Annotated in this window: 20 protein-coding genes; 16 read left to right on the forward strand and 4 right to left on the reverse strand. The window is 72.9% G+C overall.

Going from position 1 to position 24118, the window contains the following annotated elements:
• Positions 1 to 105: 105 nt before the first annotated feature.
• Together KZX45_RS00645 and KZX45_RS00650 are read right to left on the reverse strand one after the other, a co-directional pair.
• Positions 106 to 819, reverse strand: coding sequence for an MBL fold metallo-hydrolase (locus KZX45_RS00645; protein ID WP_248255785.1), 714 nt, complete (start codon positions 817 to 819; stop codon positions 106 to 108).
• A complete protein-coding gene (locus KZX45_RS00650; protein ID WP_248255786.1) occupies positions 812 to 2845 on the reverse strand; it encodes a glycoside hydrolase family 15 protein in 2034 nt (677 codons plus the stop codon). Before KZX45_RS00650 ends, KZX45_RS00645 begins: the two co-directional genes overlap by 8 nt.
• 197 nt (positions 2846 to 3042) lie before the next feature.
• On the opposite strand from KZX45_RS00650, the gene KZX45_RS00655 reads away from it, so the two are divergent.
• From KZX45_RS00655 to KZX45_RS00730, 16 genes are all read left to right on the forward strand, one after another.
• Positions 3043 to 3279 (forward strand): helix-turn-helix domain-containing protein, encoded by a 237-nt coding sequence (locus tag KZX45_RS00655; protein ID WP_248255787.1) that lies wholly within the window; start codon positions 3043 to 3045, stop codon positions 3277 to 3279.
• Positions 3279 to 3830 carry a Clp protease N-terminal domain-containing protein gene (locus KZX45_RS00660; RefSeq protein WP_248255788.1) on the forward strand — a complete coding sequence of 184 codons (552 nt, stop codon included), beginning with the start codon at positions 3279 to 3281 and terminating at the stop codon, positions 3828 to 3830. Before KZX45_RS00655 ends, KZX45_RS00660 begins: the two co-directional genes overlap by 1 nt.
• 45 nt (positions 3831 to 3875) lie before the next feature.
• Positions 3876 to 5132, forward strand: a complete 1257-nt coding sequence (locus tag KZX45_RS00665) for a serpin family protein (protein WP_248255789.1) — start codon at positions 3876 to 3878, stop codon at positions 5130 to 5132.
• Between the two features lie 448 nt (positions 5133 to 5580).
• A complete protein-coding gene (locus KZX45_RS00670) occupies positions 5581 to 6924 on the forward strand; it encodes a hypothetical protein (RefSeq protein WP_248255790.1) in 1344 nt (447 codons plus the stop codon).
• Positions 6925 to 7041: 117 nt separating this feature from the next.
• Positions 7042 to 7839 (forward strand): ZIP family metal transporter, encoded by a 798-nt coding sequence (locus KZX45_RS00675; protein ID WP_248255791.1) that lies wholly within the window; start codon positions 7042 to 7044, stop codon positions 7837 to 7839.
• A gap of 109 nt (positions 7840 to 7948) precedes the next feature.
• On the forward strand, positions 7949 to 10807 hold the full coding sequence (gene uvrA, locus KZX45_RS00680; RefSeq protein WP_248255792.1) for an excinuclease ABC subunit UvrA: 2859 nt from the start codon (positions 7949 to 7951) through the stop codon (positions 10805 to 10807).
• A 167-nt stretch (positions 10808 to 10974) separates the two neighbouring features.
• Positions 10975 to 11454 carry an OsmC family protein gene (locus tag KZX45_RS00685; RefSeq protein WP_248255793.1) on the forward strand — a complete coding sequence of 160 codons (480 nt, stop codon included), beginning with the start codon at positions 10975 to 10977 and terminating at the stop codon, positions 11452 to 11454.
• A 68-nt stretch (positions 11455 to 11522) separates the two neighbouring features.
• Positions 11523 to 13757 carry an excinuclease ABC subunit UvrC gene (gene uvrC, locus KZX45_RS00690; protein ID WP_248255794.1) on the forward strand — a complete coding sequence of 745 codons (2235 nt, stop codon included), beginning with the start codon at positions 11523 to 11525 and terminating at the stop codon, positions 13755 to 13757.
• 4 nt (positions 13758 to 13761) lie between these two features.
• Positions 13762 to 14712: an RNase adapter RapZ gene (gene rapZ / locus KZX45_RS00695; protein WP_248255795.1), complete on the forward strand. Its 951-nt coding sequence runs from the start codon at positions 13762 to 13764 to the stop codon at positions 14710 to 14712.
• Positions 14709 to 15731, forward strand: coding sequence for a uridine diphosphate-N-acetylglucosamine-binding protein YvcK (gene yvcK / locus KZX45_RS00700; protein WP_248255796.1), 1023 nt, complete (start codon positions 14709 to 14711; stop codon positions 15729 to 15731). The genes rapZ and yvcK overlap by 4 nt, the downstream gene beginning before the upstream one ends.
• A 17-nt stretch (positions 15732 to 15748) precedes the next feature.
• A complete protein-coding gene (gene whiA / locus KZX45_RS00705; RefSeq protein WP_248255797.1) occupies positions 15749 to 16729 on the forward strand; it encodes a DNA-binding protein WhiA in 981 nt (326 codons plus the stop codon).
• Between the two features lie 270 nt (positions 16730 to 16999).
• Complete coding sequence (gene gap, locus KZX45_RS00710; protein WP_248255798.1) at positions 17000 to 18004, forward strand: type I glyceraldehyde-3-phosphate dehydrogenase; 1005 nt, start codon at positions 17000 to 17002, stop codon at positions 18002 to 18004.
• Between the two features lie 131 nt (positions 18005 to 18135).
• Positions 18136 to 19326: a phosphoglycerate kinase gene (gene pgk, locus KZX45_RS00715; RefSeq protein WP_308221683.1), complete on the forward strand. Its 1191-nt coding sequence runs from the start codon at positions 18136 to 18138 to the stop codon at positions 19324 to 19326.
• Entirely contained in the window at positions 19327 to 20124 is a 798-nt protein-coding gene (gene tpiA / locus KZX45_RS00720) for a triose-phosphate isomerase (protein ID WP_248255799.1), read from the forward strand.
• Between the two features lie 263 nt (positions 20125 to 20387).
• Positions 20388 to 20633 carry a preprotein translocase subunit SecG gene (gene secG / locus KZX45_RS00725; RefSeq protein ID WP_248255800.1) on the forward strand — a complete coding sequence of 82 codons (246 nt, stop codon included), beginning with the start codon at positions 20388 to 20390 and terminating at the stop codon, positions 20631 to 20633.
• Positions 20634 to 20643: 10 nt separating this feature from the next.
• Positions 20644 to 20991: an RNA polymerase-binding protein RbpA gene (locus KZX45_RS00730; protein ID WP_308221684.1), complete on the forward strand. Its 348-nt coding sequence runs from the start codon at positions 20644 to 20646 to the stop codon at positions 20989 to 20991.
• 164 nt (positions 20992 to 21155) lie between these two features.
• Here the strand turns inward: KZX45_RS00730 and KZX45_RS00735 are convergent, their stop codons facing one another.
• Both KZX45_RS00735 and KZX45_RS00740 read right to left on the reverse strand, forming a co-directional pair.
• Positions 21156 to 23057: an HNH endonuclease signature motif containing protein gene (locus KZX45_RS00735; protein ID WP_248255802.1), complete on the reverse strand. Its 1902-nt coding sequence runs from the start codon at positions 23055 to 23057 to the stop codon at positions 21156 to 21158.
• Between the two features lie 125 nt (positions 23058 to 23182).
• Positions 23183 to 24106 (reverse strand): glucose-6-phosphate dehydrogenase assembly protein OpcA, encoded by a 924-nt coding sequence (locus KZX45_RS00740; RefSeq protein ID WP_248255803.1) that lies wholly within the window; start codon positions 24104 to 24106, stop codon positions 23183 to 23185.
• Between the last annotated feature and the right edge of the window lie 12 nt (positions 24107 to 24118).

Consider the following 24118-nt stretch of genomic DNA (forward strand, 5'->3'; position numbering starts at 1 on the left):
ACGTTCGGCCATCGAACGTTCATCGACTAGGCGAACGAATATCGCCTGCGTGAGTCGTCCGCGTCACACCGTCTCAGCATGCGGGCGGGCGGCGGTCCGGGCCCGCTACCAGCCGCGCGACCGCCACTCGGCGAGGTGAGGTCGCTCTCGCCCGAGCGTGGTGTCGTCGCCGTGCCCGGGGTAGACCCGTGCGTCGTCGGGGAACCGGGCGAAGACGCGCGCCTCGACGTCGTCCAGCAGCGTGGTGAAGTCCCCGGGCGCCCACGTCCTGCCGACGCCGCCCGGGAAGAGGGAGTCCCCGGTGAACAGGTGGACCCGCCCGGGCCGGGGCGCGTCCTCTTCCTCGCGCAGGACGAGCGCGACGGAGCCGGGGGTGTGGCCGCGCAGTCCGATCACCTCGAGCCGCACGCCGCCGGCGGTGACGACGTCCCCGTGGGCGAGCGGGCGCGTGACGGGCACCGGCAGCTCGGCCGCGTCCTCGGCGCCGGCCAGGACGGCGGCGCCGGTCGCCTCGACGACGGCGGGCAGGGCCCGGTGGTGGTCCCAGTGGCGGTGGGTGGTGACGACGGCGTCGAGCCGGCCGGAGCCCTCGGCGACCAGGGCGAGGAGCCGGGTGGCGTCGTCGGCGGCGTCGACGAGTACCTGGCCCCCGTCGTCGGCCGTGAGCAGGTAGGCGTTGTTGTCCTGCTCCGACACCGAGGCCTTCCGCACGGTCACCCGCCCCAGGCGGTGGACCGCGGCGGGCCCGCCGGGCTCCACGTGGGCGTGGCGGAGGTCGTCGCCCTCACGGGCGTCCGCGGGGGAGGGGTGCTCAGGCATGGGGCTCTCCGTGGGGCAGGTTCGACCGGTGGGCGCTCGGGGTCCGCTCGTGGTGGCGCGTGACGTGGGCGTGCTCGCCGGCCCGGCGGGGGGCGTGCTCGTGCAGCGGCGCCTGCGCCCCGAGCGGGGTGGGGCTCGCGGCAGCGACGTGCAGGGAGTGGGCCGCCCGCACGAGCGCGAGGTGGGAGAACGCCTGCGGGAAGTTGCCGGTGAACCGGCGGTTCACCGGGTCGTACTCCTCGGCGAGCAGGCCGACGTCGTTCATCGCTCCCACGAGCTCGTCCATGTGGCGGCGGGCCGTCGCGACGTCGCCCGTGCGCGCGAGGGCGTCGACGAGCCAGAAGCAGCAGGCGAGGAACGGGTGCTCGTCCCCGGCCAGGCCGTCCACGCCGGTCTCGGTGCGGTACCGGCGGACCCACGGCCCGTCCGCCAGCTCCTCGCGGACGCGCGCGACGGTGCCCAGGATCCGCGGGTCGTCGGGCGGGAGGAAGCCCACCTGGACGAGCTGGAGCAGCGAGGCGTCGGTGGTCCTCGCGCCGTAGTACTGGACGAACGAGTTCAGCTCGGCGTCGAACCCGTGCTCGAGGACGTCGGCCCGGATCTGCCGGCGCGCCTCGCGCCACCGCTGCACCGGTCCGCCGAGGCCCTGGTGCTCCGCGGCCCGGACCGCGCAGTCCAGCGCCGCCCAGCACATGACCTTCGAGTGCGTGAAGTGGCGCAGCGGGCCGCGGATCTCCCAGATGCCGTGGTCGGGCGTCCGCCAGCGGTCGAGCATCCCGTTGACCAGGACCCGCTGCAGGGCCCACGCGTCGTGGTCGACCCGCATGCCGGAGCGGCGGGCCAGGTCGAGGGCGAGCATGACCTCGCCCAGCACGTCGTTCTGGTGCTGGTCGACGGCACCGTTGCCGATGCGGACCGGTGCCGAGCCGGCATACCCGGCGAGGTGGTCGAGGGTGCGCTCGGGCAGGTCCCGGGAGCCGTCGAGCCGGTACATGATCTGCAGGTTCTCGGGATCTCCGGCGGCCGCCCGGAGCAGCCACTGGCGCCACTCCTCGGCCTCCTCGCGGTAGCCGACCTCGATCATGGACTCCAGCGTGAGCGCGGCGTCGCGCAGCCACGAGTACCGGTAGTCCCAGTTGCGCCCGCCGCCGATCTCCTCGGGCAGCGACGTGGTCGCCGCCGCGGCGATGCCGCCGGTCGGCTCCTGGGTGAGCAGGCGGAGCACGAGGAGCGAGCGGACCACCTGCTCGCGGTACCGCCCCTGGTAGGTGGTCAGGCGGGCCCAGTCCGCCCAGATCGTCTCGGTCTCCGCCAGCATGGCCGCCGTGTCCGGCATGAGGGCGACCGGCTCCCACGACTTCTGCCAGGTCATCACCAGCGTGACGGCCTCGCCGGCGGCCACTGTGAACCGGTCGACGTGCCTGCCGCGGTGCCCGCGGGGGAGCCGGTCTCCGGAGAGCGTGAGCGAGTCCGGACCCGCGACGGCATGGATGACCTCGCGCCCGTCGGCCGCACGCTCGCGATGGATCCACGGCTTCGTGCGGCCGTAGCCGAACCGGACGACCCACTCGTGCTCGAAGGTCACCGTCCCGGTCACGCCCTCGACGCGGCGGATGAGGTCGGACCGGCCGTCCGCGAGCGGCATGGCGTCGACCACCCGCGCCGTGCCGGTGGGCGTGGTCCAGGTGGTCTCGAGGACGAAGCTGTCCCCGCGGTACCTGCGGCTGACCGTGACCTCGCCCGCGCCGTCGGCCGCGCCGCCCCGGCGGCCCTCGCGCTCGTCGTCGCCGTCGCCGTCGCCATCGTCGTCGTCGACGACGGCGGCCAGGAGCCACCGGCCGTTCTCCGGAGTGCCGAGGAGAGCGGCGAAGAAGGCGGGGGAGTCCAGCCACGGGAGGCAGAGCCAGTCGACCGAGCCGTGGCGGGAGACGAGCGCGACGGAGTGCGCGTCACCCAGCGCCGCGTAATCGCCGATCGGGGTGGGCCCGGGTCGCGGGGGCGTCGCCTGGGGGCTGGGGCTGGTCACCGTCCCGATGCTTCCAGGGCGGCGCGGGCGGGGCCAGAGGAGGCGGCGGCTTCTTCCGGCCTGCGGTGCGGGAGGCGCCCACGCTCCGTCGGTGCTTGACGGCGGCGAGACCTGACCGACGCCGTGCATCCGCACCGAGCAGCCTGCTGGTGGCAACTAATGTTGACGGAGGGTGATCGTCAACTTATGCTGACGTGATGAGCGAGGAGAGCGAGCTTGTCGACAGCGGCACGAGCAAGGACCCGGCGACGGGGCTGCGAGCCGTCGCCGCTCTCCGCCGGCTCGTCGAGCAGCTGGAGGACCTGCAGGTGCGCAACGCGCGCCAGCACGGCTGGTCCTGGGCGGACATCGCCGCGGTCCTCGGGGTCTCGAAACAGGCCGTCCACAAGAAGCACGCCGGGCGCGTCGGGTCCGGCGAGAGCCGGAGGCAGTGATGTTCGAGCGATTCACCGACGCGGCGCGCACCGCCGTCGTCCAGGCCCAGGAGGAGGCTCGACGGCTGGGCCACGACCGGATCACCCCCGACCACCTCCTGCTCGGCGTGCTCGCCGACCCGGAGGGACTCGGAGGGCGCGTGCTGCGCCAGCTCGGGCTGGCGCACGACGCGCTCGCCCGCGAGACCCAGGCACTCGGTTCGGGAGACGCTGAGGCGCTGCGCGACATCGGTATCGACCTCGACGCCGTTCGCCGGCACGCCGAGGAGGCCTTCGGTCCCGGAGCTCTGGACCAGCAGCCCCGCCGTCGCCGCGGCTTCTTCCGCAGGACGGTCGGCCACATCCCCTTCACGGCAGCCGCGAAGAAGGCGCTGGAGCAGTCGCTGCGCCAGGCGCTCGCGCTGGACCACCACTACATCGGCACCGAGCACCTCGTCCTGGGTCTCGTCGCCGATGACACCGCACCCGCAGCCCGCACGCTTGACCGGCTCGGCATCGCCCCTGGCCGCGTCCGCGATCGGCTGCGCGAGGAGCTCGGCAAGGCCGCCTAGCCGCGAGCACTGCAAGAGCTGCCTGGTTGCAGACACAACCCGGGTATGCACCAGAACACCCCGGATCCGAGACGCAGCAGGCTCGTCGCCGCCGCGGTTGCGCTCGCGCCCGTCCTCGTCGCCTGTGGCGGGGTCGGTGCCCGGCCCGGCGGCGCGGGGGACAGCCTGGACGCCGAGCTCGCGGGCAGCCTGTCGGCCGAGGACGCTGCGGCGGCGGCCGACGGCGTCAACGACTTCGGCTTCGTCCTGCACACCGCCGTCGCGCAGGACGGCGACAACACGGTCACCTCGCCGCTGTCGGCCTCGGTGCTGCTCGCGATGGTGGCCGCCGGCGCCGACGGGGAGAACGCCGAGGAGATGATCGAGCTGCTGCGCCTCGACGGCCCGCGGGACACACGGAACGCGGCCCTGCTCGCCGATCTGGTCGACACCGATGACGTCACCCTGTCGATCGCGAACTCGCTGTGGGCTGCGGAGGGCTATCCGTTCGAGGACGACTACGTCGCGTTCGTGCAGGACACCTACGGGGCGACGCTCGACGAGGTCGACCTCGGCTCGCAGGACGCCGCCGACGCGATCGACGCTTGGGTCGGCGAACGCACCGAGGGGCTGATCGACGAGATCGCCAAGGACCTCGAGCTGCCCGACCCGCAGGCGGTGCTGGTGCTGCTCAACACGGTGTACTTCCTCGGCACCTGGACCACCACGTTCGACGAGGACGACACCCGCGAGGCGCCGTTCACCCTGGTCGGCGGCGACGAGGTGGACGTGCCCACCATGCACCGCACGGCCGCCGCGGTGGAGACCTCCTTCGGTGACGGCTTCCAGATGCTCCGCCTGCCCTACGGCGAGGAGGAGCGCTTCGGCATGGAGGTGCTGCTCCCCGACGAGGACGTGGCCCTCGACGAGCTTCTCGACGACCTCGACGCCGACGCCTGGCGCGACGCGGTCGACCGCCTCGAGACGGTCACCCTCTCCGAGATCGCGCTGCCGCGCTTCGAGCTCGAGTGGGACGCCAACCTCAACAAGGTTCTGCAGTCGCTCGGCATGGTCTCAGCTTTCGACGGAGGCGACTTCACCCCGATGTCGGCGAGCAACCCGTTCCTCGACACCGTCGTGCAGAAGACCTACATCCGGGTCGACGAGCAGGGCACCGAGGCCGCGGCAGTCACGGGCGGAGTCATGGCCGAATCCGCAGGACCGCCGCCGTTCCGGGTCGACCGGCCCTTCGCGTTCACCGTCAGTGACCGCGAGACCGGCGTCGTGCTCTTCCTCGGCAGCGTTCACGACCCCCGCGGCTGACCCGCCCGCAGGCTCGGTTGTGCGTCGCAAAGAACGATGCGCGGCGAGCATGGGTCCGAATCTGCACCGCGACAAGGAGCCGAGGTGATGACGGAGTACACCTCATCTCGTTCCCGAGTGGCGCCATGGTCCTGCCCGAGGGGGATCTGCAGGCAGTGTCGGACGCGGCGCACGGAGCTGCCCACTCACGAGGCGGCGTAGGTTCGGGGCGCGAAGTCGCGGCCGCCTGCCGCTGGGCGCAGGCGGTGCGTGCGTTCCAGCACGACCCGGCCAGCTGACGGGCGCAGGACCGCGGTTTGCGGAGCTGAGCATCACTCGGCGGGTCGGGACGTCGGGGCATCGTCGACACCGTGCGGCCGGGGCCGCCCGATCTCCGCGTGCCACGACCTTCTGACATTGCGCGGCATCAGCGGGTGTCGGCAGGCGCGACGCTGATAACTTCCCGGGCATGAGGGCACCGAGGTGGCTGCCGCAGACAATCGGCATCACCGTGCTCGCCGCCTCCCTGGCCGTGGCCTTCCTGCCGGGCAAGCAGGTGTCCGCGGCCGGCGATCACGGACCGGCCAGCCTCCCGGCCCGACTGGCCGACTACTCCTACCTCACCGGTGACGTGTCGGCCTCGCCGCCCGGCCGCGCGGTGGTTCTCTTCCAGCACGGCTTCGGCGTAGAGCTCATGGACTTCCCTCAGGCGGTCATGCTCGGCGCCGACGGCGACGTCTACCGTCGAGTGGGCGTGGCGGAGGACCGGGCCGGTCCCGAGACCCAGGGCGACCCGGCGCCCATGGCGCTGGCCCCGGACGGGACGCGGATCGCCGTCGGCGACTACGACACGACCGCCCCCGACGTGGCCGTGCTGGACCTGAGCACCGGACGGGTCGAGGTGCATCCGGTGCCCGGCGGGCACAGTGCCATCCCCCTTGCCTGGTCGCCGGACTCGACGCTCCTCGCCTACCTGAGCACCGCGGAGCCGACCAACCCTCACTCCGGTACAGCGACCACCGGCGACATCGGCGTGCTGGACGTGCGGACCGGCACTGCCGACATCCTGCCCGGCCGTCCGAACGTGCGGGAAGCCGCGTTCTCCCCGGACGGCACAGAGATGGCGATCCACCGCATCGAGTCCGACGGCGCCTCCCTGGAGATGCTCGGGTACCCACAGCTGGGAGGCGGCGCGGTCGACATTGTGGGGCTGGACGGCACGGTCCGCCGGCAGATCGTCCTCCCCTCCGACCAGTACCTCTCGGGACCGAACGCCTGGTCGCCCGACGGAGCTCTGCTGGCGACCCGTAGGCCGGCGACGGAGTGCATGCTCGCGACCGGCAGGTGGGACGAGGCCGAGTGGCGGAGCTGTCTGGAGGAGCACGAGGGCACCTTCTTCGTCGACGCCTCGGGACGCGGGGACGCGGTGCCGCCACCTCTCCCGACCGGGCTGGTCGGCGGGCACGGGGTGGTGGGCTGGACCGACGCCGACGAGGTGCTTGTCCTCGACGACTATCCGGCTCCCGGTGCCTCGGACGACGACACCGAGCTGTACTGGCTGACCGCGGTGCCCCTGGACGGCGGCGAGCCGCGCCGGCTGAGCGCGGTGCCGGGCGGCGGGAACTTCGGGGTGGGCAGCTTCGAGCTCGCGGCAGCGCTGCTGCCGGACCTGGAGGTCCGCGAGGCGGGCGAGGCGGATCGGGGCCGGTGGCCGGCGTGGTTGCGCCTCGGGGCCGCTGTGCTGTGCGCCGGTGCCGCGCTGCTCGGGACCCATGTCGTCGTCCGACGGGTCAACCGGCCGGGCACGAGCTGAGGACCGGGCTGACCGCTCCGGGTCCAGGACTGCCTCACGCCCCAGCGGTCACCGTGTGGCCTTGGGCTGCCCGCTCCCCGGCGTGCGTCCGGGCTGGTGGTGCGCTGTGCTTGTCCGATGAGCGAGTCGCTCGTCTTCGGCGCGATCGCCTCCAGCGCGCTCGTCCTCGGATCTCTCCTCGGCGTGCGGTTCGAGCTGCCCAAGAGGGTCCTGGCGGTGCTCCTGTCGTTCGCGGCCGGCTCGCTGATCACCGCCCTGACCTTCGAGCTCTTCGAGGACGCGCACGAGCGTGGCGGCATCTGGCGGGCGGCGGTCGGCCTGTTCGTCGGCGCGGTCGTCTTCACGCTCCTCAGCGCCCTGCTCGACCGCTGGGCGCAGGCGCGTCCCGCCGCCGAGGCTGCACCGGCGGACGAGTACCGCGGCAGCGCGAAGCTCGACACCGACGCCGCCGCAACCGAGAAGGCGCCGGCCGCCGCCTCAGCCCGTGGCGCGGCCGGTCTCGCTCTGCTCGCCGCGGTCACCCTGGACGGCGTGCCGGAGAACCTGGCGCTCGGGGTCTCTCTCGGCGAGGGCACGGGCGGCCTGGCGCTGCTGGCCGCGATCTTCGTCTCCAACTTCCCGGAGTCGCTGGTCGGCGCGGCGTCCATGCGTTCGCAGGGCATGCCGCCCTGGCGGGTGGTGGCCCTGTGGCTCGTGTGCGCCGTGCTGCTCGTCGCCGCCGTCGTGGTGGGCGCCGGCCCGCTGTCCGGCAGCGCCGAGGAGACCATCTCGCTGCCGCTCGCGTTCGCCGCCGGGGCGGTCATCGCCTCGCTGGCGGACACGCTGATGCCCGAGGCCTACGAGCACGGCGGACCGGCGGTGGCGCTGAGCACCGCGGCGGGCTTCGTGCTCGCGTACGTCCTCTCGCTCCAGTAGGTCCTCACACCTTCGACAGGGGACCGTCCTGCCTCGTCGGGCGGGACCACCAGGTGACGTCGAACACACGTGCGGCGCGGATGTCAGCGCGGGCGCTTATCATCGCCGGGTGAGTGATCAGCTTCTTGTGCGCGGCGCGCGCGAGCACAACCTCCGCAACGTCAGTCTCGAGCTCCCGCGCGACCGGCTGATCGTCTTCACCGGTCTGTCCGGGTCCGGAAAGTCCTCGCTGGCCTTCGACACCATCTTCGCGGAGGGGCAGCGGCGTTACGTGGAGTCGCTGAGCTCCTACGCCCGGCAGTTCCTCGGTCAGATGGACAAGCCGGACGTCGACTTCATCGAGGGCCTCTCGCCGGCCGTCTCGATCGACCAGAAGTCCACCAACCGCAACCCGCGCTCCACCGTCGGCACCATCACCGAGGTCCACGACTACCTCCGCCTGCTCTTCGCCCGCGCCGGCACGCAGTTCTGCCCGGTCTGCGGCGAGCGGGTGACCGCGCAGACCCCGCAGCAGATCGTCGACCGGCTCCGCGAGCTGCCCGAGGGCACCCGGTTCCAGGTGCTCGCGCCGATGATCCGGGGGCGCAAGGGGGAGTACTCCGAGCTCTTCCGCGACCTGCAGTCCCAGGGCTTCGCCCGCGCCCGGGTGGACGGGGCCGTCGTGCCGCTGGCCGAGCCTCCCGTGCTCGACAAGAAGCTCAAGCACGACGTCGACGTGGTGGTCGACCGCCTCGTCATCCGCGACAACGTCCGCCAGCGGCTGACCGACTCCGTCGAGACGGCCCTGCGGCTCGCCGACGGCCTCGTGGTCGTCGAGCTGGTGGACCTCGACAAGGACGACCCGGCCCGCGAGCAGCGGTTCTCCGAGAAGCGGGCGTGCCCCAACGACCACGCCCTGACGCTCGAGGAGATCGAGCCGCGGACGTTCTCCTTCAACGCCCCCTACGGCGCGTGCCCGGAGTGCACCGGGATCGGCTCGCGCCTCGAGGTCGACCCCGAGCTCGTGGTGCCGGACGAGGAGCTCAGCCTCGCCGACGGAGCGGTCGCGCCGTGGGCGGCGCAGGGCGAGTACTTCCTGCGCCAGCTGCGCGCCCTGGGCGAGCAGCTCGAGTTCTCCGTCGACGTGCCGTGGCGGCAGCTGCCGAAGCGCGCGAAGCAGGCGGTGCTCCACGGCAACGACTACGAGGTCAAGGTGCGGTACCGCAACCGGTGGGGCCGGGAGCGCGCCTACACCACCGGCTTCGAGGGGGCCGTCGACTTCATCAAGCGCAAGCACGACGAGACCGAGTCCGAGTGGTCGCGCGAGCGGTACGAGGGCTACATGCGGGAGACCCCGTGCCCGGTCTGCCAGGGCGCGCGCCTCAAGCCCGAGGTCCTCTCCGTGCGGCTCGGCGACCTCAACATCGCCCAGCTCAGCGACCTGTCCATCGCCGACGCCAAGGTCTACCTCGACGGGCTCACGCTCGGGACGCGCGAGGCGGCGATCGCGGGCCAGGTGCTCCGGGAGATCCACGTCCGCCTGCAGTTCCTGCTCGACGTGGGCCTGAGCTACCTCAGCCTCGCCCGTCCCGCGGCCACGCTCTCCGGCGGCGAGGCCCAGCGGATCCGGCTGGCCACGCAGATCGGCTCCGGGCTGGTAGGTGTGCTGTACGTGCTCGACGAGCCGAGCATCGGGCTGCACCAGCGGGACAACCGCCGGCTCATCGAGACCCTGACCCGGCTGCGCGACCTGGGCAACACCCTCATCGTCGTCGAGCACGACGAGGACACGATCCGCGTGGCCGACTGGATCGTCGACATCGGCCCCGGCGCCGGCGAGCACGGCGGCCACGTGGTCCACTCGGGCGACCTGGAGGGGCTCCTCGCCACCGAGGAATCCGTCACCGGCGCGTACCTCTCCGGGCGACGCTCCATCTCGATGCCCGCCAAGCGGCGGAAGGTCGACAAGAAGCGCCAGATCACTGTGGTCGGGGCGCGGGAGAACAACCTGCAGAACGTCAGCGTCTCCTTCCCCCTCGGCACGTTCGTGGCGGTCACCGGCGTTTCCGGCTCCGGGAAGTCGACCCTCGTCAACTCGATCCTCTACCGCGTGCTGGCGGCCGAGCTCAACCGCGCCCGCAACGTGCCCGGCCGGCACACCCGCGTCACCGGGCTGGACGACCTCGACAAGGTCGTGCACGTCGACCAGTCGCCCATCGGGCGCACGCCGCGGTCGAACCCTGCCACCTACACCGGCGTCTGGGACAACATCCGCAAGCTCTTCGCGGAGACCACCGAGTCGAAGGTGCGCGGGTACGGCCCGGGCCGCTTCTCGTTCAACGTCAAGGGCGGGCGCTGCGAGTCCTGCAAGGGCGACGGCACCATCAAGATCGAGATGAACTTCCTGCCGGACGTCTACGTCCCGTGCGAGGTGTGCCAGGGCGCGCGGTACAACCGCGAGACGCTCGAGGTCCACTACAAGGGCAAGACGGTCGCCGAGGTGCTGGACATGCCGATCGCGGAGGCGGTCGAGTTCTTCGGCGCGGTCCAGAAGATCAGGCGCTACCTCCAGACCCTGGTGGACGTGGGCCTCGGCTACGTCCGGCTCGGACAGCCCGCCACCACCCTCTCCGGGGGCGAGGCCCAGCGTGTGAAGCTCGCGGCCGAGCTGCAGAAGCGCTCGAGCGGGCGCACCGTCTACGTGCTCGACGAGCCGACCACCGGCCTGCACTTCGAGGACATCCGCAAGCTGCTCCTCGTCCTGCAGGGACTCGTGGACAAGGGCAACACCGTCATCGTCATCGAGCACAACCTCGACGTCATCAAGAACGCCGACTGGGTCATCGACATGGGGCCCGAGGGCGGCTCCGGGGGTGGCACGGTGGTGGCCGCGGGCACTCCGGAGCAGGTCGCCGAGGTCGAGGCGTCCCACACCGGCCAGTTCCTGCGGGAGGCGCTCCACGGAGGCCTGGTCCGCGCCTCCTCCTGACCCCGGGCCCGGCCGCTCCTGACCCCCGGCGCGGCCGCTCCTGAGCCACACGGCCCGGCTCCGCCGTCGTCCCCACGTCTCGTCGTTCCGGGACGACGGCGGACCGTCCCGGGGTGGGGCGTCGGCGAGTCTGCCCACGCCGCACCTGTTGTCGCTAACGTGGGGACATGGGAGCACTCCAGACGTACAACGTCACCGTCGACTGGACCGGGGCCGACGAGCGTGGCACGGCGAGCTACGCCAGCTACTCGCGTGACCACGAGGTGCGGGTGGAGGGCAAGCCCACGCTGCTGGCGACGTCGGACCTCAAGGTCCGCACCGACGTCAGCCGGTACCGGGCGGAGGAGCTGTTCGTCGGCTCGCTGTCCCAGGCCCAGATGCTCTGGTTCCTGCGCACCGCGGCCAAGCACGACGTCGTCGTCCTCGGCTACGCGGACAAGGCCACCGGCACCCAGCGCGTCGAGGGCGCCGGGTCCGGCCCGTTCGTCGAGGTCGTGCTCCGGCCGAACGTCACCTACGCCGACCCGATGAGCGAGGAGGCGGCGGCGCGCCTGCACCACGAGGCCCGCGAGTACAACCACCTTGCCCGCTCGGTGGGGTTCCCGGTGCTCGTGGAGCCGGTCGCGGTGCCGGTGCCCACGGCCTGATCCCCGCGCGTCCCGCGGGCGCGGGCCGTCGCGCATCGGTGTCCCCGCGCTGACGTAGGCTCGAACGCATGGCCGACCCGTCCACGTACCGCCCCCGACCCGGGGAGGTGCCCGACCAGCCGGGCGTGTACCGCTTCAAGGATCCCTACGGGCGCGTCATCTACGTCGGCAAGGCCAAGAGCCTGCGCAGCCGGCTGAGCAGCTACTTCCAGGACCTCTCCGCGCTGCACCCGCGCACCCAGCAGATGGTCACCACGGCGGCGTCGGTGGAGTGGACGGTCGTCGGCACCGAGGTCGAGTCCCTGGCGCTCGAGTACGCCTGGATCAAGGAGTTCGACCCGCGGTTCAACGTCAAGTACCGCGACGACAAGTCCTACCCGTTCCTCGCCGTCACCATGGGCGAGGAGGTCCCACGCGTGCAGGTCATGCGCGGCGCCAAGCGCGCGGGCACCCGGTACTTCGGGCCTTACACGCACGCCTGGGCCATCCGGGACACCGTCGACCAGCTCCTACGCGTCTTCCCCGTCCGCACCTGCTCGGCGGGCGTGTACCGGCGCGCGCAGTCCTCGGGCCGCCCGTGCCTGCTGGGGTACATCGACAAGTGCTCCGCGCCGTGCGTCGGGCGGATCTCCGTGGAGGACCACCGCGAGCTGGCCGAGGAGTTCTGCCGGTTCATGGAGGGCGAGACCGGGCCCCACCTGCGGCGGATCGAGCGGGAGATGAGGGAGGCGTCCGCCGAGCTGGACTTCGAGCGCGCCGCCCGCCTGCGCGATGACGCGGGCGCCCTGCGCCGCGTCGTCGAGAAGAACGCCGTCGTCCTGCCCGACGGCACCGACGCCGACATCTTCGGCCTGGCCGCCGACGAGCTGGAGGCCAGCATCCAGGTCTTCCACGTCCGCGGCGGGCGCATCCGCGGCCAGCGGGGCTGGGTCGTGGAGCGGGTCGAGGACGTCGACGACGCCGGCCTGGTCGAGCACCTGCTGCAGCAGGTCTACGGCGACGCCCGCCCGGAGGTCGCGCCCCACGACGAGCGCTCCGTGGGCAAGGCGCGCAAGCGCCGCACCGACGGGCAGGCGACCAGCCCCGACGACGTCCGGCACACCCCGACCACGGCGGTCCCCCGCGAGATCCTCGTGCCCGTCCTGCCGACCGACGTCGAGGGCATGACCGCCTGGCTCTCCGGTCTGCGCGGCGCGAAGGTGCGGGTGCGCGTGCCCCAGCGCGGTGACAAGAAGAACCTCGCGGAGACCGTCCGCACCAACGCGGAGCAGGCGCTGAACCTGCACAAGAGCCGCCGGGCCGGTGACCTCACCAGCCGGTCGAAGGCGCTGTCCGAGCTGCAGGACGCGCTCGGGCTGGCCCAGCCGCCGCTGCGCATCGAGTGCTACGACATCTCGCACACCCAGGGCGCCCACCAGGTCGGCTCGATGGTCGTCTTCGAGGACGGGCTCGCCAAGAAGTCTGAGTACCGCCACTTCATCGTGCGCGGGGAGGACGGCCAGGGCGCCCGGGACGACACCGCCGCCATGGACGAGGTGCTCCGCCGCCGGTTCCGCCGGTACGTCGCCGAGCGTGACGCTGAGGAGCAGGCCCGCGACGGCGGACCCGCCGACCCCGCCGCGCTCGCCGTGGGCGCGGCCCTGGCCGGGGACGACCCCGACCGGCCCGAGACCGTCGACCTCGACAACCTCGACGACGACGGCGTCCCGCTCCGCTCCGGTCCGGTGGACCCCACCACCGGCCGCGCCCGGAAGTTCGCGTACCCGCCGAACCTCGTCGTCGTCGACGGCGGGCCGCCCCAGGTCGCGGCCGCCCAGCGGGTGCTCGACGAGCTCGGCGTGGACGAGGTGGCACTGGTCGGCCTGGCCAAGCGTCTCGAGGAGGTCTGGCTGCCGGGCGACGACTTCCCGGTGGTGCTGCCGCGTACCTCGCCGGCGCTGTACCTGCTGCAGCACCTGCGCGACGAGTCGCACCGCTTCGCCATCACCCACCACCGCTCGCGGCGGGCGAAGGCGATGACCAGGTCCGTCCTCGACGACGTCCCGGGCCTCGGGCCCACCCGTCAGCGTGCGCTGCTGAAGGCCTTCGGCTCGGTGAAGAACATCCGCGCGGCCACCGTCGAGGAGGTGGCGGCCGTGAAGGGCATCGGCCCGCACACCGCGAGGGCGGTCCTCACGGCCCTCGGCGCCCCGCCCGGCAGCCCCGCGTCGCCCGCGGGGGAGGTGCCCGCCGACGCCACCTCGCCCGCCGAGGTCACCGCGGGGGACGGCGCACCGGCGGACCGTCGACACCTGGCATCCTGAGGGCATGGAGACACCGGGGAACGAGGAGCGCAGGCCGCCGACGGTGCCGGAGGGGATCCCCCTCCTCGACGAGGAGGCCAGGCTCCCGCAGAACGAGCGGCCCGAGCTCCTGATCATCACGGGGATGTCCGGCGCGGGCCGCTCCCGCACGGCGGCGGCCCTGGAGGACCTCGACTGGTACGTCGTCGACAACCTGCCGCCGCGGATGCTCGCCGCGCTCGCCCGGATGATGACGCCGGCGGAGGGCGGCGTGCACCGCCTCGCCGCGGTGGTCGACGTCCGCTCGCGCGAGTTCTTCGCCGAGCTGGTGACCGTCCTGGACCAGCTGCGCCTGCAGGGGACCGACTACCGGATCGTCTTCCTCGACGCCGACGACGACGTCCTCGTGCGCCGCTACGAGTCCGTGCGCCGCCCCCACCCGCTGCAGGGCGACGGGCGCCTGCTCGACGGCATCACGGAGGAGCGGCAGCTGCTCGCGCACCTCCGCCGCCGCGCCGACGTCCTCATCGACACCACCGACCTCTCGGTCCACGACCTCGCGCGCAAGGTCCGTGAGGTCGTGGCGGGGGAGTCGGACCGGCCGCTCCGCCTGACCGTGGTCTCCTTCGGCTTCAAGTACGGCCTGCCTCTGGACGCCGACCACGTGGTCGACGTCCGGTTCCTGACCAACCCGTACTGGGTCTCGGAGCTGCGCCACCTCACCGGGACCGACGAGCCGGTGCGCGACTACGTCCTCGGCCAGGACGGCGCCACCGAGTTCGCGGACCGGTACGTCGACGCGCTGGCCCCGGTCCTCGACGGCTACATCGACGAGCTGAAGCCGTTCGTCACCATCGCCGTGGGCTGCACGGGCGGGAAGCACCGCTCCGTCGCCATGGCCGAGGCGATCGCACAGCGGCTGCGCGAGCGGGGGCAGTCGGTCCGGACCCTGCACCGGGATCTGGGGCGGGAATGAGCCTCATCCCCGACGGCGGCACCCCGCCGCCCAGCCTGCAGCCCGGCGCGCGCGGGCCCGCCGTCGTCGCCCTCGGCGGCGGCCACGGCCTCGCCGCGACCCTCGGCGCGCTGCGTCACCTCTCGCAGAACCTCACCGCCGTCGTCACCGTGGCGGACGACGGCGGATCCTCCGGCCGCCTGCGCCACGAGCTCGGCGTCCTCCCGCCCGGCGACCTGCGCATGGCGCTCTCGGCGCTGTGCGACGACGGGGAGTGGGGCCTGACCTGGCGCGACGTCCTGCAGCACAGGTTCGTCTCCGACGGCCCGCTCAACAACCACGCCGTCGGCAACCTGCTCATCGTCGCGCTGTGGGAGCTTCTCGGGAACGAGGTCGCCGGCCTGGACCTGGTCGGGCGCCTTCTCGGCGTGCACGGCCGGGTGGTGCCGATGGCCGCCGTCCCGCTCGAGATCGAGGCCGAGGTGAAGTCGGGCGAGGGCACGCGGACCGTCTGCGGCCAGTACAACGTGGCCGTGACGCCCGGCCGGGTCGAGCGCATCCGGCTGGTGCCCGACGCCCCGCCGGCGTGCCCCGAGGCGGTCGCGGCGGTGCGGGCCGCCGACTGGGTGGTCCTGGGGCCGGGGTCCTGGTACACCTCGGTCATCCCGCACCTGCTCGTGCCCGAGCTCGCCGAGGCGCTGCACACCACCCCGGCCCGGCGCGCGCTGACGGTGAACCTGTCCGCGCAGGTGGGGGAGACCGACGGCATGTCCGCGGCAGACCACGTCCGCAGCCTCCACGAGCTCACGCCCGGGCTGCGCCTCGACGTCGTCCTGGCGGACCCCACCGCCGTCGAGGACCTGGACGACCTCACCGACGCGGCCCGCGCCTGCGGGGCCGAGGTGCTGCTCCGGCAGATCGGTGTGGGGGACGGCACAGCACGTCACGATCCGCTCCGGCTGGCCGCGGCGTACCGTGACGCGTTCGAAGGAGTGCTGGGGGACGTCCACCGCTCCCGGCAGGAAAGCGCGGGGGAATGAGTGCGAAGATGGCCGGCATGTCGTTGACCTCTGCCGTGAAGGACGAGCTTGCCCGGGTACGGGTGGACAAGATGTCGGCCCGCAAGGCCGAGGTGGCCGCGACCCTGCGTTTCGCGGGCGGGCTGCACATCATCTCCGGGCGCATCGTGGTCGAGGCCGAGCTGGACGCCGGGATCGCCGCCCGCCGCCTCCGCCAGACGATGCAGGAGGTCTACGGGCACCACTCCGACATCATCGTCGTCTCGGGCGGCGGCCTGCGCCGGGGCAACCGGTACGTGGTGCGCGTGGTCCGCGACGGCGAGTCCCTCGCCCGGCAGACCGGTCTGCTGGACAACCGTGGCCGGCCCGTCCGCGGGCTGCCGCCGCAGGTCGTCTCCGCCGGCGTCGCCGAGGCGACGGCGGCCTGGCGCGGCGCGTTCCTCGCGCACGGCTCGCTCACCGAGCCGGGCCGGTCCAGCTCGCTCGAGATCACCTGCCCCGGCCCGGAGGCCGCGCTCGCCCTGGTCGGCGCCGCCCGCCGCATGAACGTCGCGGCCAAGGCCCGCGAGGTCCGCGGGATCGACCGCGTCGTGATCCGCGACGGCGACGCCATCTCCGCGATGCTCACCCGAATGGGCGCCCACGACGCGGTGCTGGTCTGGGAGGAGCGGCGCATGCGCCGGGAGGTGCGGGGGACCGCGAACCGGCTCGCGAACTTCGACGACGCCAACCTGCGGCGCTCCGCCCGCGCCGCCGTCGCCGCCGGGGCCCGGGTGGAGCGAGCCTTCGAGATTCTCGGCGACGACATCCCCGAGCACCTCGTCGAGGCGGGGCGGCTGCGCCTGGCGCACAAGCAGGCGAGCCTGGAGGAGCTGGGCCAGCTCTCGGACCCGCCGCTGACGAAGGACGCCGTGGCCGGCCGGATCCGGCGCCTGCTCGCGATGGCCGACAAGCGCGCGCACGAGCAGGGCATCCCCGACACCGAGGCCACGCTGACCCCGGAGATGCTCGACCTCTGACGGTCGCGCGAGGCGTCCGGCCGTCCCAGGTTCCGTCGTCGTCCGGTATGCACCCGACGCCGGCCTCGCCCGGTGTGAGTGCCCTCACAGGGTCCCGGCGGACCATGGTCCCCGGGCGTTTTGTCCCTCCGTGGGTAGACTCGACGGTGCTGGTCGAGGTGCTCACCGCGCTTCTCGCGTGGAGGCGGCGCCCCGGCCGGGAGCACCCTCAGCGGTGCTGAACGAATCCGGACAATGCGTGCGCCGAGCGGCGCACTCCAGGAGGACACTGTGACCATCCGCGTCGGCATCAACGGCTTCGGCCGTATCGGACGTAACTTCACCCGCGCCGTGCTCGAGTCGGGCGCTGACATCCAGATCGTGGGCGTCAACGACCTGACCGACAACAAGACCCTCGCGCACCTGCTGAAGTACGACTCCGTCTTCGGCGTTCTCAAGGAGAACGTGTCGTACACGGAGGACAGCATCACCGTGGGCAACCAGACCTTCAAGGCGCTGGAGGAGAAGGACCCGGCCGCGCTGCCGTGGGGCGAGCTCGGCGCTGACATCGTCATCGAGTCCACCGGTCGCTTCACCGACGCCACCAAGGCGAAGGCCCACATCGACGCCGGCGCCAAGAAGGTCATCATCTCCGCGCCCGGCAAGAACGAGGACGCCACCTTCGTCATCGGCGTGAACCACACCGACTACGACCCGGCGAACCACCACGTCATCTCGAACGCGTCCTGCACCACGAACTGCCTGGCTCCGATGGCCAAGGTGCTCGACGAGCAGTTCGGCATCGTGCGCGGCCTCATGACCACGGTCCACGCCTACACGGCCGACCAGAACCTGCAGGACGGCCCGCACAAGGACCTGCGCCGCGCCCGCGCCGCCGCCCTGAGCATCATCCCGACCTCGACCGGTGCGGCCAAGGCCGTCTCCCTGGTGCTCCCGCAGCTCAAGGGCAAGCTGGACGGCTACGCCCTGCGCGTGCCGACCCCGACCGGCTCGGCCACCGACCTCACCTTCACCGCTGGCCGCGAGGTCACGGTCGACGAGGTCAACAACGCCATCAAGAAGGCCTCCGAGAACGAGCTGAAGGGTGTCCTCGAGTACACCGAGGACCCGATCGTCTCCAGCGACATCGTCGGCAACCCGCACACGAGCATCTTCGACGCCGGTCTGACCAAGGTCATCGGCGACCAGGTGAAGGTCGTCTCCTGGTACGACAACGAGTACGGCTACTCCAACTCCCTGGTGAAGCTGGCCGAGTACGTGGGCGCGCGTCTCTGACCCCGTAGCTCAGCAGCAGTGACGGACGTCCGCGTGCGCAGCATCCGCTCGCGCACGCGGACGTCCGCGCGTCGGGGCACGTACGGCCCCACCGCGCCCACGACGACGTAGACGACGTAAGGAGCATCTTCGTGAAGACCATCGAGGACCTCGGGGAGCTGCGCGGCAAGCGCGTGCTCGTCCGTTCCGACTTCAACGTCCCGCTGGACGGGACGACCATCACCGACGACGGGCGCATCCGGGCGGCGCTGCCGACGCTGCAGGCGCTGCTGGCACAGGGCGCTCGCGTGGTCATCACCGCGCACCTGGGCCGCCCCAAGGGCGCGCCGGACCCCAAGTACTCCCTCGCCCCCGTCGCCGAGCGCCTCGGCGAGCTGCTGGACGCGAAGGTGACCCTCGCGAAGGACACCGTCGGCGAGGACGCCAGGTCCGTCGTCGCCGGCCTGGCCGACGGCGAGGTCGCCCTGCTGGAGAACGTGCGCTTCGACGCCCGCGAGACCTCCAAGGACGACGCCGAGCGCGGCGCGTTCGCCGACGAGCTCGCAGCGCTGGCCGACGCGTTCGTCTCCGACGGCTTCGGCGTGGTGCACCGCAAGCAGGCGTCCGTCTACGACGTCGCGCAGCGCCTCCCGCACGCCGCCGGCAAGCTCGTCTTCAAGGAGATCGAGTCCCTCAGCCGCGCGACCGAGAACCCCGAGCGGCCCTACGTCGTCGTCCTGGGCGGATCCAAGGTCTCCGACAAGCTCGGCGTCATCGCGAACCTGCTCGGCAAGGCCGACCGCCTGCTGATCGGCGGCGGCATGGTCTTCACGTTCCTGGCCGCCAAGGGCCACGGCGTCGGCTCGTCCCTCCTCGAGGAGGACCAGATCGACACCGTCAGGGGCTACCTCGCCGAGGCGGAGGAGAAGGGCGTCGAGATCGTCCTGCCCACCGACATCGTCGTCGCGCCCGAGTTCAAGGCGGACTCGCCCGCGACCACCGTGGCCGCCGACGCCATCCCCGCCGACCAGATGGGCCTGGACATCGGCCCCGAGTCGCAGCAGGCGTTCGCCGCGAAGATCGCGGACGCGAGGACGATCGTGTGGAACGGCCCGATGGGCGTCTTCGAGTTCGAGGCGTTCGCGGCCGGCACGAAGGCCGTGGCGCAGGCCATGTCCGACGCGGAGGGCTTCACCATCGTCGGCGGCGGCGACTCCGCCGCGGCCGTGCGCACGCTCGGCTTCGACGAGGCCACCTTCTCCCACATCTCCACGGGCGGCGGCGCGTCCCTGGAGTACCTCGAGGGCAAGACCCTCCCCGGCATCGCCGTACTGGAGGACTGAATGGCCAACGCACGCACCCCGCTGATGGCGGGCAACTGGAAGATGAACCTCGACCACCACGAGGCCATCTCCCTGGTCCAGAAGCTCGCCTGGACGCTCAAGGACGCCAAGCACGACTACGCCTCGGTCGAGGTCGTCGTGGTCCCGCCGTTCACGGACCTGCGGTCCGTGCAGACCCTGGTCGACGGCGACAAGCTCGACATCCGTTACGGCGCCCAGGACATCTCGGCCCACGAGTCCGGCGCGTACACCGGTGAGATCTCCGCCGCCATGCTCGCCAAGCTCGGCGTGAGCTACGCCGTCGTCGGGCACTCCGAGCGCCGGCAGTACCACGCGGAGGACGACGCGCTCGTCGGCGCCAAGGCGAAGGCGGCGCTCGGCGCCTCGATCACCCCGATCATCTGCGTCGGGGAGGGGCTCGAGGTCCGCAAGGCCGGCGAGCACGTGCGCTACACGCTGGCGCAGGTCGACGGCGCCTACGACGGGATCACCGCCGAGCAGGCCGCGAGGACCGTCATCGCGTACGAGCCCGTCTGGGCGATCGGGACCGGCGAGGTCGCGACCCCGGAGGACGCGCAGGAGGTGTGCGGCGCCATCCGCGGCCGCCTGGCCGAGCTGTACGACGACTCCGTCGCGCAGAGCGTCCGGGTGCTGTACGGCGGTTCCGTGAAGTCCTCGAACGTCGCGTCGATCATGGCCAAGGAGGACGTCGACGGCGCCCTCGTGGGCGGCGCGAGCCTGAAGGCCGAGGAGTTCGCGGCCATCGTCCGCTACCAGGACCACCAGGTCGGCCTGTAGGAACTGCACCCGACCGCCGACGTGGCCGCGCGCCAGCACTGCTGGCGCGTGGCCGCTGTCCGCACACGACAAGCACCGCTGACGCCCGGCCCCTGTCCGCACACGGAGGGCACCGCTGACGCCCGGCCCCTGTCCGCACACGGAGGGCACCGGCATGCGCAGCCACGTCCGCGCGCGGGACGGCCCCTCGGACGTTCTCGATCGCTTATCCTTGACGCGGCGCCGAGGCGCTCACCGCACGACACGACGAACGGACAAACACCTTGGACGCACTGCGGATCGCCCTGCAGGTGATGCTGGTCATCACCAGCATCTTCCTGATTCTGACCGTCCTCATGCACAAGGGAAAGGGCGGCGGTCTCTCCGACATGTTCGGCGGCGGCCTCTCGAGCTCTGTGGGCTCCTCCGGGGTCGCCGAGCGGAACCTGAACCGGATCACGGTCGGCGTCGCGGTGGTCTGGGGGATCACGGTCATGGTGATCGGTTTGATCCAGAAGTTCGAGTTCTGAGGAGATCGTCGTGGCTGGTGGAAGTGCTATCCGCGGCTCGCGCGTCGGTGCGGGCCCCATGGGGGAGACCGAACGCGGCGAGGCCGCGCCCCGCGTCTGGGTGAGCTACTGGTGCTCGAACGGCCATGAGGTGCGGCCGAGCTTCGCCAAGGAGCCCGACATCGTCATCCCGGAGACGTGGGACTGCCCTCGCTGCGGTCTGCCCGCGGGGCAGGACAAGGAGAACCCGCCGCTGCCGCCCAAGAACGAGCCGTACAAGACGCACCTCGCCTACGTGAAGGAGCGGCGGTCCGACGAGGACGGCGCCGCCCTCCTGGACGAGGCCCTCGCCGCCCTCCGCGAGCGTCGCGGCGGCTGAGCCCGCCCGAGGACCGACACGAACAACGCCCCTTCGACCCGTCAGGGTCGGAGGGGCGTTGTTCGTCGCGAGGGGTCGGGATGGTGGCGGCAGCAGCTGTGGGCCGTGTCGCCGATCGGTGCCGGGAGGTGTCGCGGCGCTTCGCGTGGGGGATCGGCGACGTGTCAGAAGGGTGGGTCGTCGTCGGGGCCGGCGCGCGGCGCGCTCGTGGTCCCGTTGCCTGTGGTGGTCCAGGGGGCGGGGGGTGCGGGGTAGGCGCCGGCTGGGGGATCGGGGGCGCGGCGGTAGCGGTGGCCGGTGCGGGCGGCGGTCCAGGTGACGGTGCCGTCGGGGTGGAGACGGACGTGCCAGTGCTTGGTGGTCTTGAGGTTGTGGTGGCGCCGGCACAAGGGGTGGAGGTTGCACTTGCGGGTCTGGACGATCAGGTGCGCGACGGCCGGGTCGTAGGCGATGGCGTGGTCGAGGTCGCAGACGGTGGCCGGGCGGGCGCAGCCGGGGAAGGTGCAGGTGATGTGGCGGGCCTGGACGGTGCGGGTCAGGTCGGCGCCGGGGCGGTAGCGGGTGGTGCCGAGGTCGGCGAAGGCGCCGTGGGCGTCGGTGAGCAGGGCGCGCCAGGTTCCGTCCTGGGCGAGCTGGCGGGCGAGGTCGGCGGGGATGGGGCCGTAGCCGCCGAGGTGGGCGGGGCGCTGGTCCAGGCCCAGGAGGGTGCCGGCGCCGACGGTGACCTGCACGGCGGCGTGGCGGGCGCGGTTGCCCAGGGGGTGGCCGGCGAGGTCGACGCCGCGGTCCAGGACGGTGGAGAAGAGGTCGACGAAGGCGTCGGCGCGGACCTGGTCCATGGTGCGGGGGTCCGCGGCGCGGTCGTCGAGGTCGGCCAGGGTGGCGTGGGCGAGGGCGTCGAGGGCGTGCTTGACGTGCTGGGCGTGGTCGGCGCGCAGGTAAGCGGTGACCCAGGTCATCGCGTCCGGGGCCGGGGTGATGGTGACGTGCCGGGCGGCGTGCTCCTTGGCGTGGCGCTGGGCGGCGGCGGCGGGGTTGAGGGTCAGGGCGGCTTTGCGCAGCCGGGTGCGCAGTTGGGGGCCGGTGAGGCGGTGGGCGTCGGGGAGCAGGGCGGTGACCACGCGGCGGTGCTCGGCGGTGCTCAGGCCGGGCTCGGTGGTGGTCAGGATGGTGGCCTTGCGGGTGTCGAGACGCCCGGTGCTCAGGGCGTCGGCGACCTCGGGGTAGGTGTCCAGGGCGGCGGCGAGGCCGACCTTGATCGCCCCGACGGTGGGGGTGGAGCCGAGCCGGGCGCCGATCTCCGCGGCGGCGGTGGTGGCGGCGCGGTCGCTGAGGCCGCGCCGGTCGGTCAGCTCGCGGACGAACCGGGCCTGGGCCGCGGCGGCCCAGGAGGTGATCCGCTCGAGTCCGGCGATCGCCTCGACCACGGCGGCCTCGCCCAGGGCGCCGGGGGACAGGCCGGCGAGCACGGCGGCCAGGGCGGGCCCGCCGGGGAGGGCCTCCAGGGCCGAGGCGGCCGCGGCGTCGACCTCGTGGCCGCCGGCGCGGACGTCCTGCCCCGCGGTGAGCGCGGCCAGCACCGTCGCGCCGTCCACCGCCCCGCCCTCGGGGGTCGGCGCCGCCCCCACCGGCACCGCCGCGTGCGCGGGCACCCCCGCGGGCGTCGGCCTCGCGGGCCCGTCCGACGCGGCCGGAGCGGGGACGTCGGCGGAGGGGTCGGGGCGGGGACCGGACCTCGCGGCGGAGTCGGAGGCGTCGGGGCGATGGTCGGACGTGGCGGCGGCGTCGCGGCGGTGCCCCGACGCCGTGGCGGAGGGGCGGCGCCGGCGTGGGTGCCTGCCGGTGGCGGCGTCACGCCCGGCGTGGGGCCGGCGCAGCGTGGCCTGCAGCCGGGGCGTGAGCAGGACGGTGACCCCGTCCTGGCCCGTGCCCGTGCGCAGCGAGGACCCCGGGGCGGTCGCGGACCGCGCCGCCCGGGTCGCGACCCTGAGCAGCGTCTCCAACGCGGACACGCCCGGGCCGGCGGCCGCCACGCCGCCGTCCCGGTCACGCCCGTCCTCGAACATGTGTACCACCATAAGGCAGGCCACCGACATCGGCCCGGAGCGAACCCGCACCTGTGGACGAGGAGGCAGGAGCGAGGCTCGCTCGGCTCCGCTCAGAGCCCACGAGTGAGCGAGCGAGACGGGCGCTAGGCCGTCGCCAGCTCCTTGAGCCCCTTGGTGAGCACGCGCCCGTACGTGAGGTCCGGGTCCAGGCGCCGGAGCTCCTCGATGAGGGTGTTCTCGGTGTCGCGCTTGGGCAGGTTGACGTGCTGGTCCGGCCGGCCCGGGCGGCTCAGCACGGCCACCGTCGACCCCTGCGGCCGGACGATGCTGATGGCCCCGGAGGCCCGCTCGAGCACCACCGACTCGATGGCGTCGTGCGCCTCGGGGACCACGGTCACCGGGCAGCCGAGCGAGACGCGCAGCCACGCCGCGAGCAGCTCGACCGACGGATGGTCTGCCGCCCCGGACACCCGGGCGCTGAGCACCGGCTCGGCCGGCGGCTCGTCCAGCGCCGCCGCGAGCAGCGCGCGCCACAGGGTCAGCCCGCCCCAGGCAAGGTCGGTGTCGCCCGGCGCGTACCCCTCGGCGAGGGAACGGATCGTCTCCACCGGCTGCGAGCACCGCACGGACTCGGTGATCCGGCGCTGCGCCATCGCGCCGATCGGGTCGCCGGACGGGTTCGCGGGCGGCGTCGAGGGCCACCACGCCACGATGGGCGCGTCCGGCAGCAGCAGGGGCATGACCAGGGTGTCCCGCGTCTTGCCCGCCCCGCCGCGCGGACGCAGCACCACGACCTCGGACGCGCCGGCGTGGCCGCCCACCCGGATCTCGGCGTCGAGCCCGGCCGGCTTGTCGAGGTCGTCGGGCAGCAGGACGATCACCCGCATCGGGTGCTCGTGGGACGCCCCGTTGGCCGTGCGGATCGCCCGCTCGGAGGAGGCCTCGTCGTCGGGCAGGATCACCAGGGTCAGGACCCGCCCGAGGGCGACGGCGCCGCCCTCGTCCCGCAGGGAGACGAGGCGGGAACCGACCTCGGCGGCGCTGGTGTTGCGCAGGGTGACGATCATCGCTTGCTCCTT

The sequence above is a fragment of the Georgenia sp. EYE_87 genome (genome assembly GCF_023148685.1).
Lineage (GTDB): Bacteria > Actinomycetota > Actinomycetes > Actinomycetales > Actinomycetaceae > Georgenia.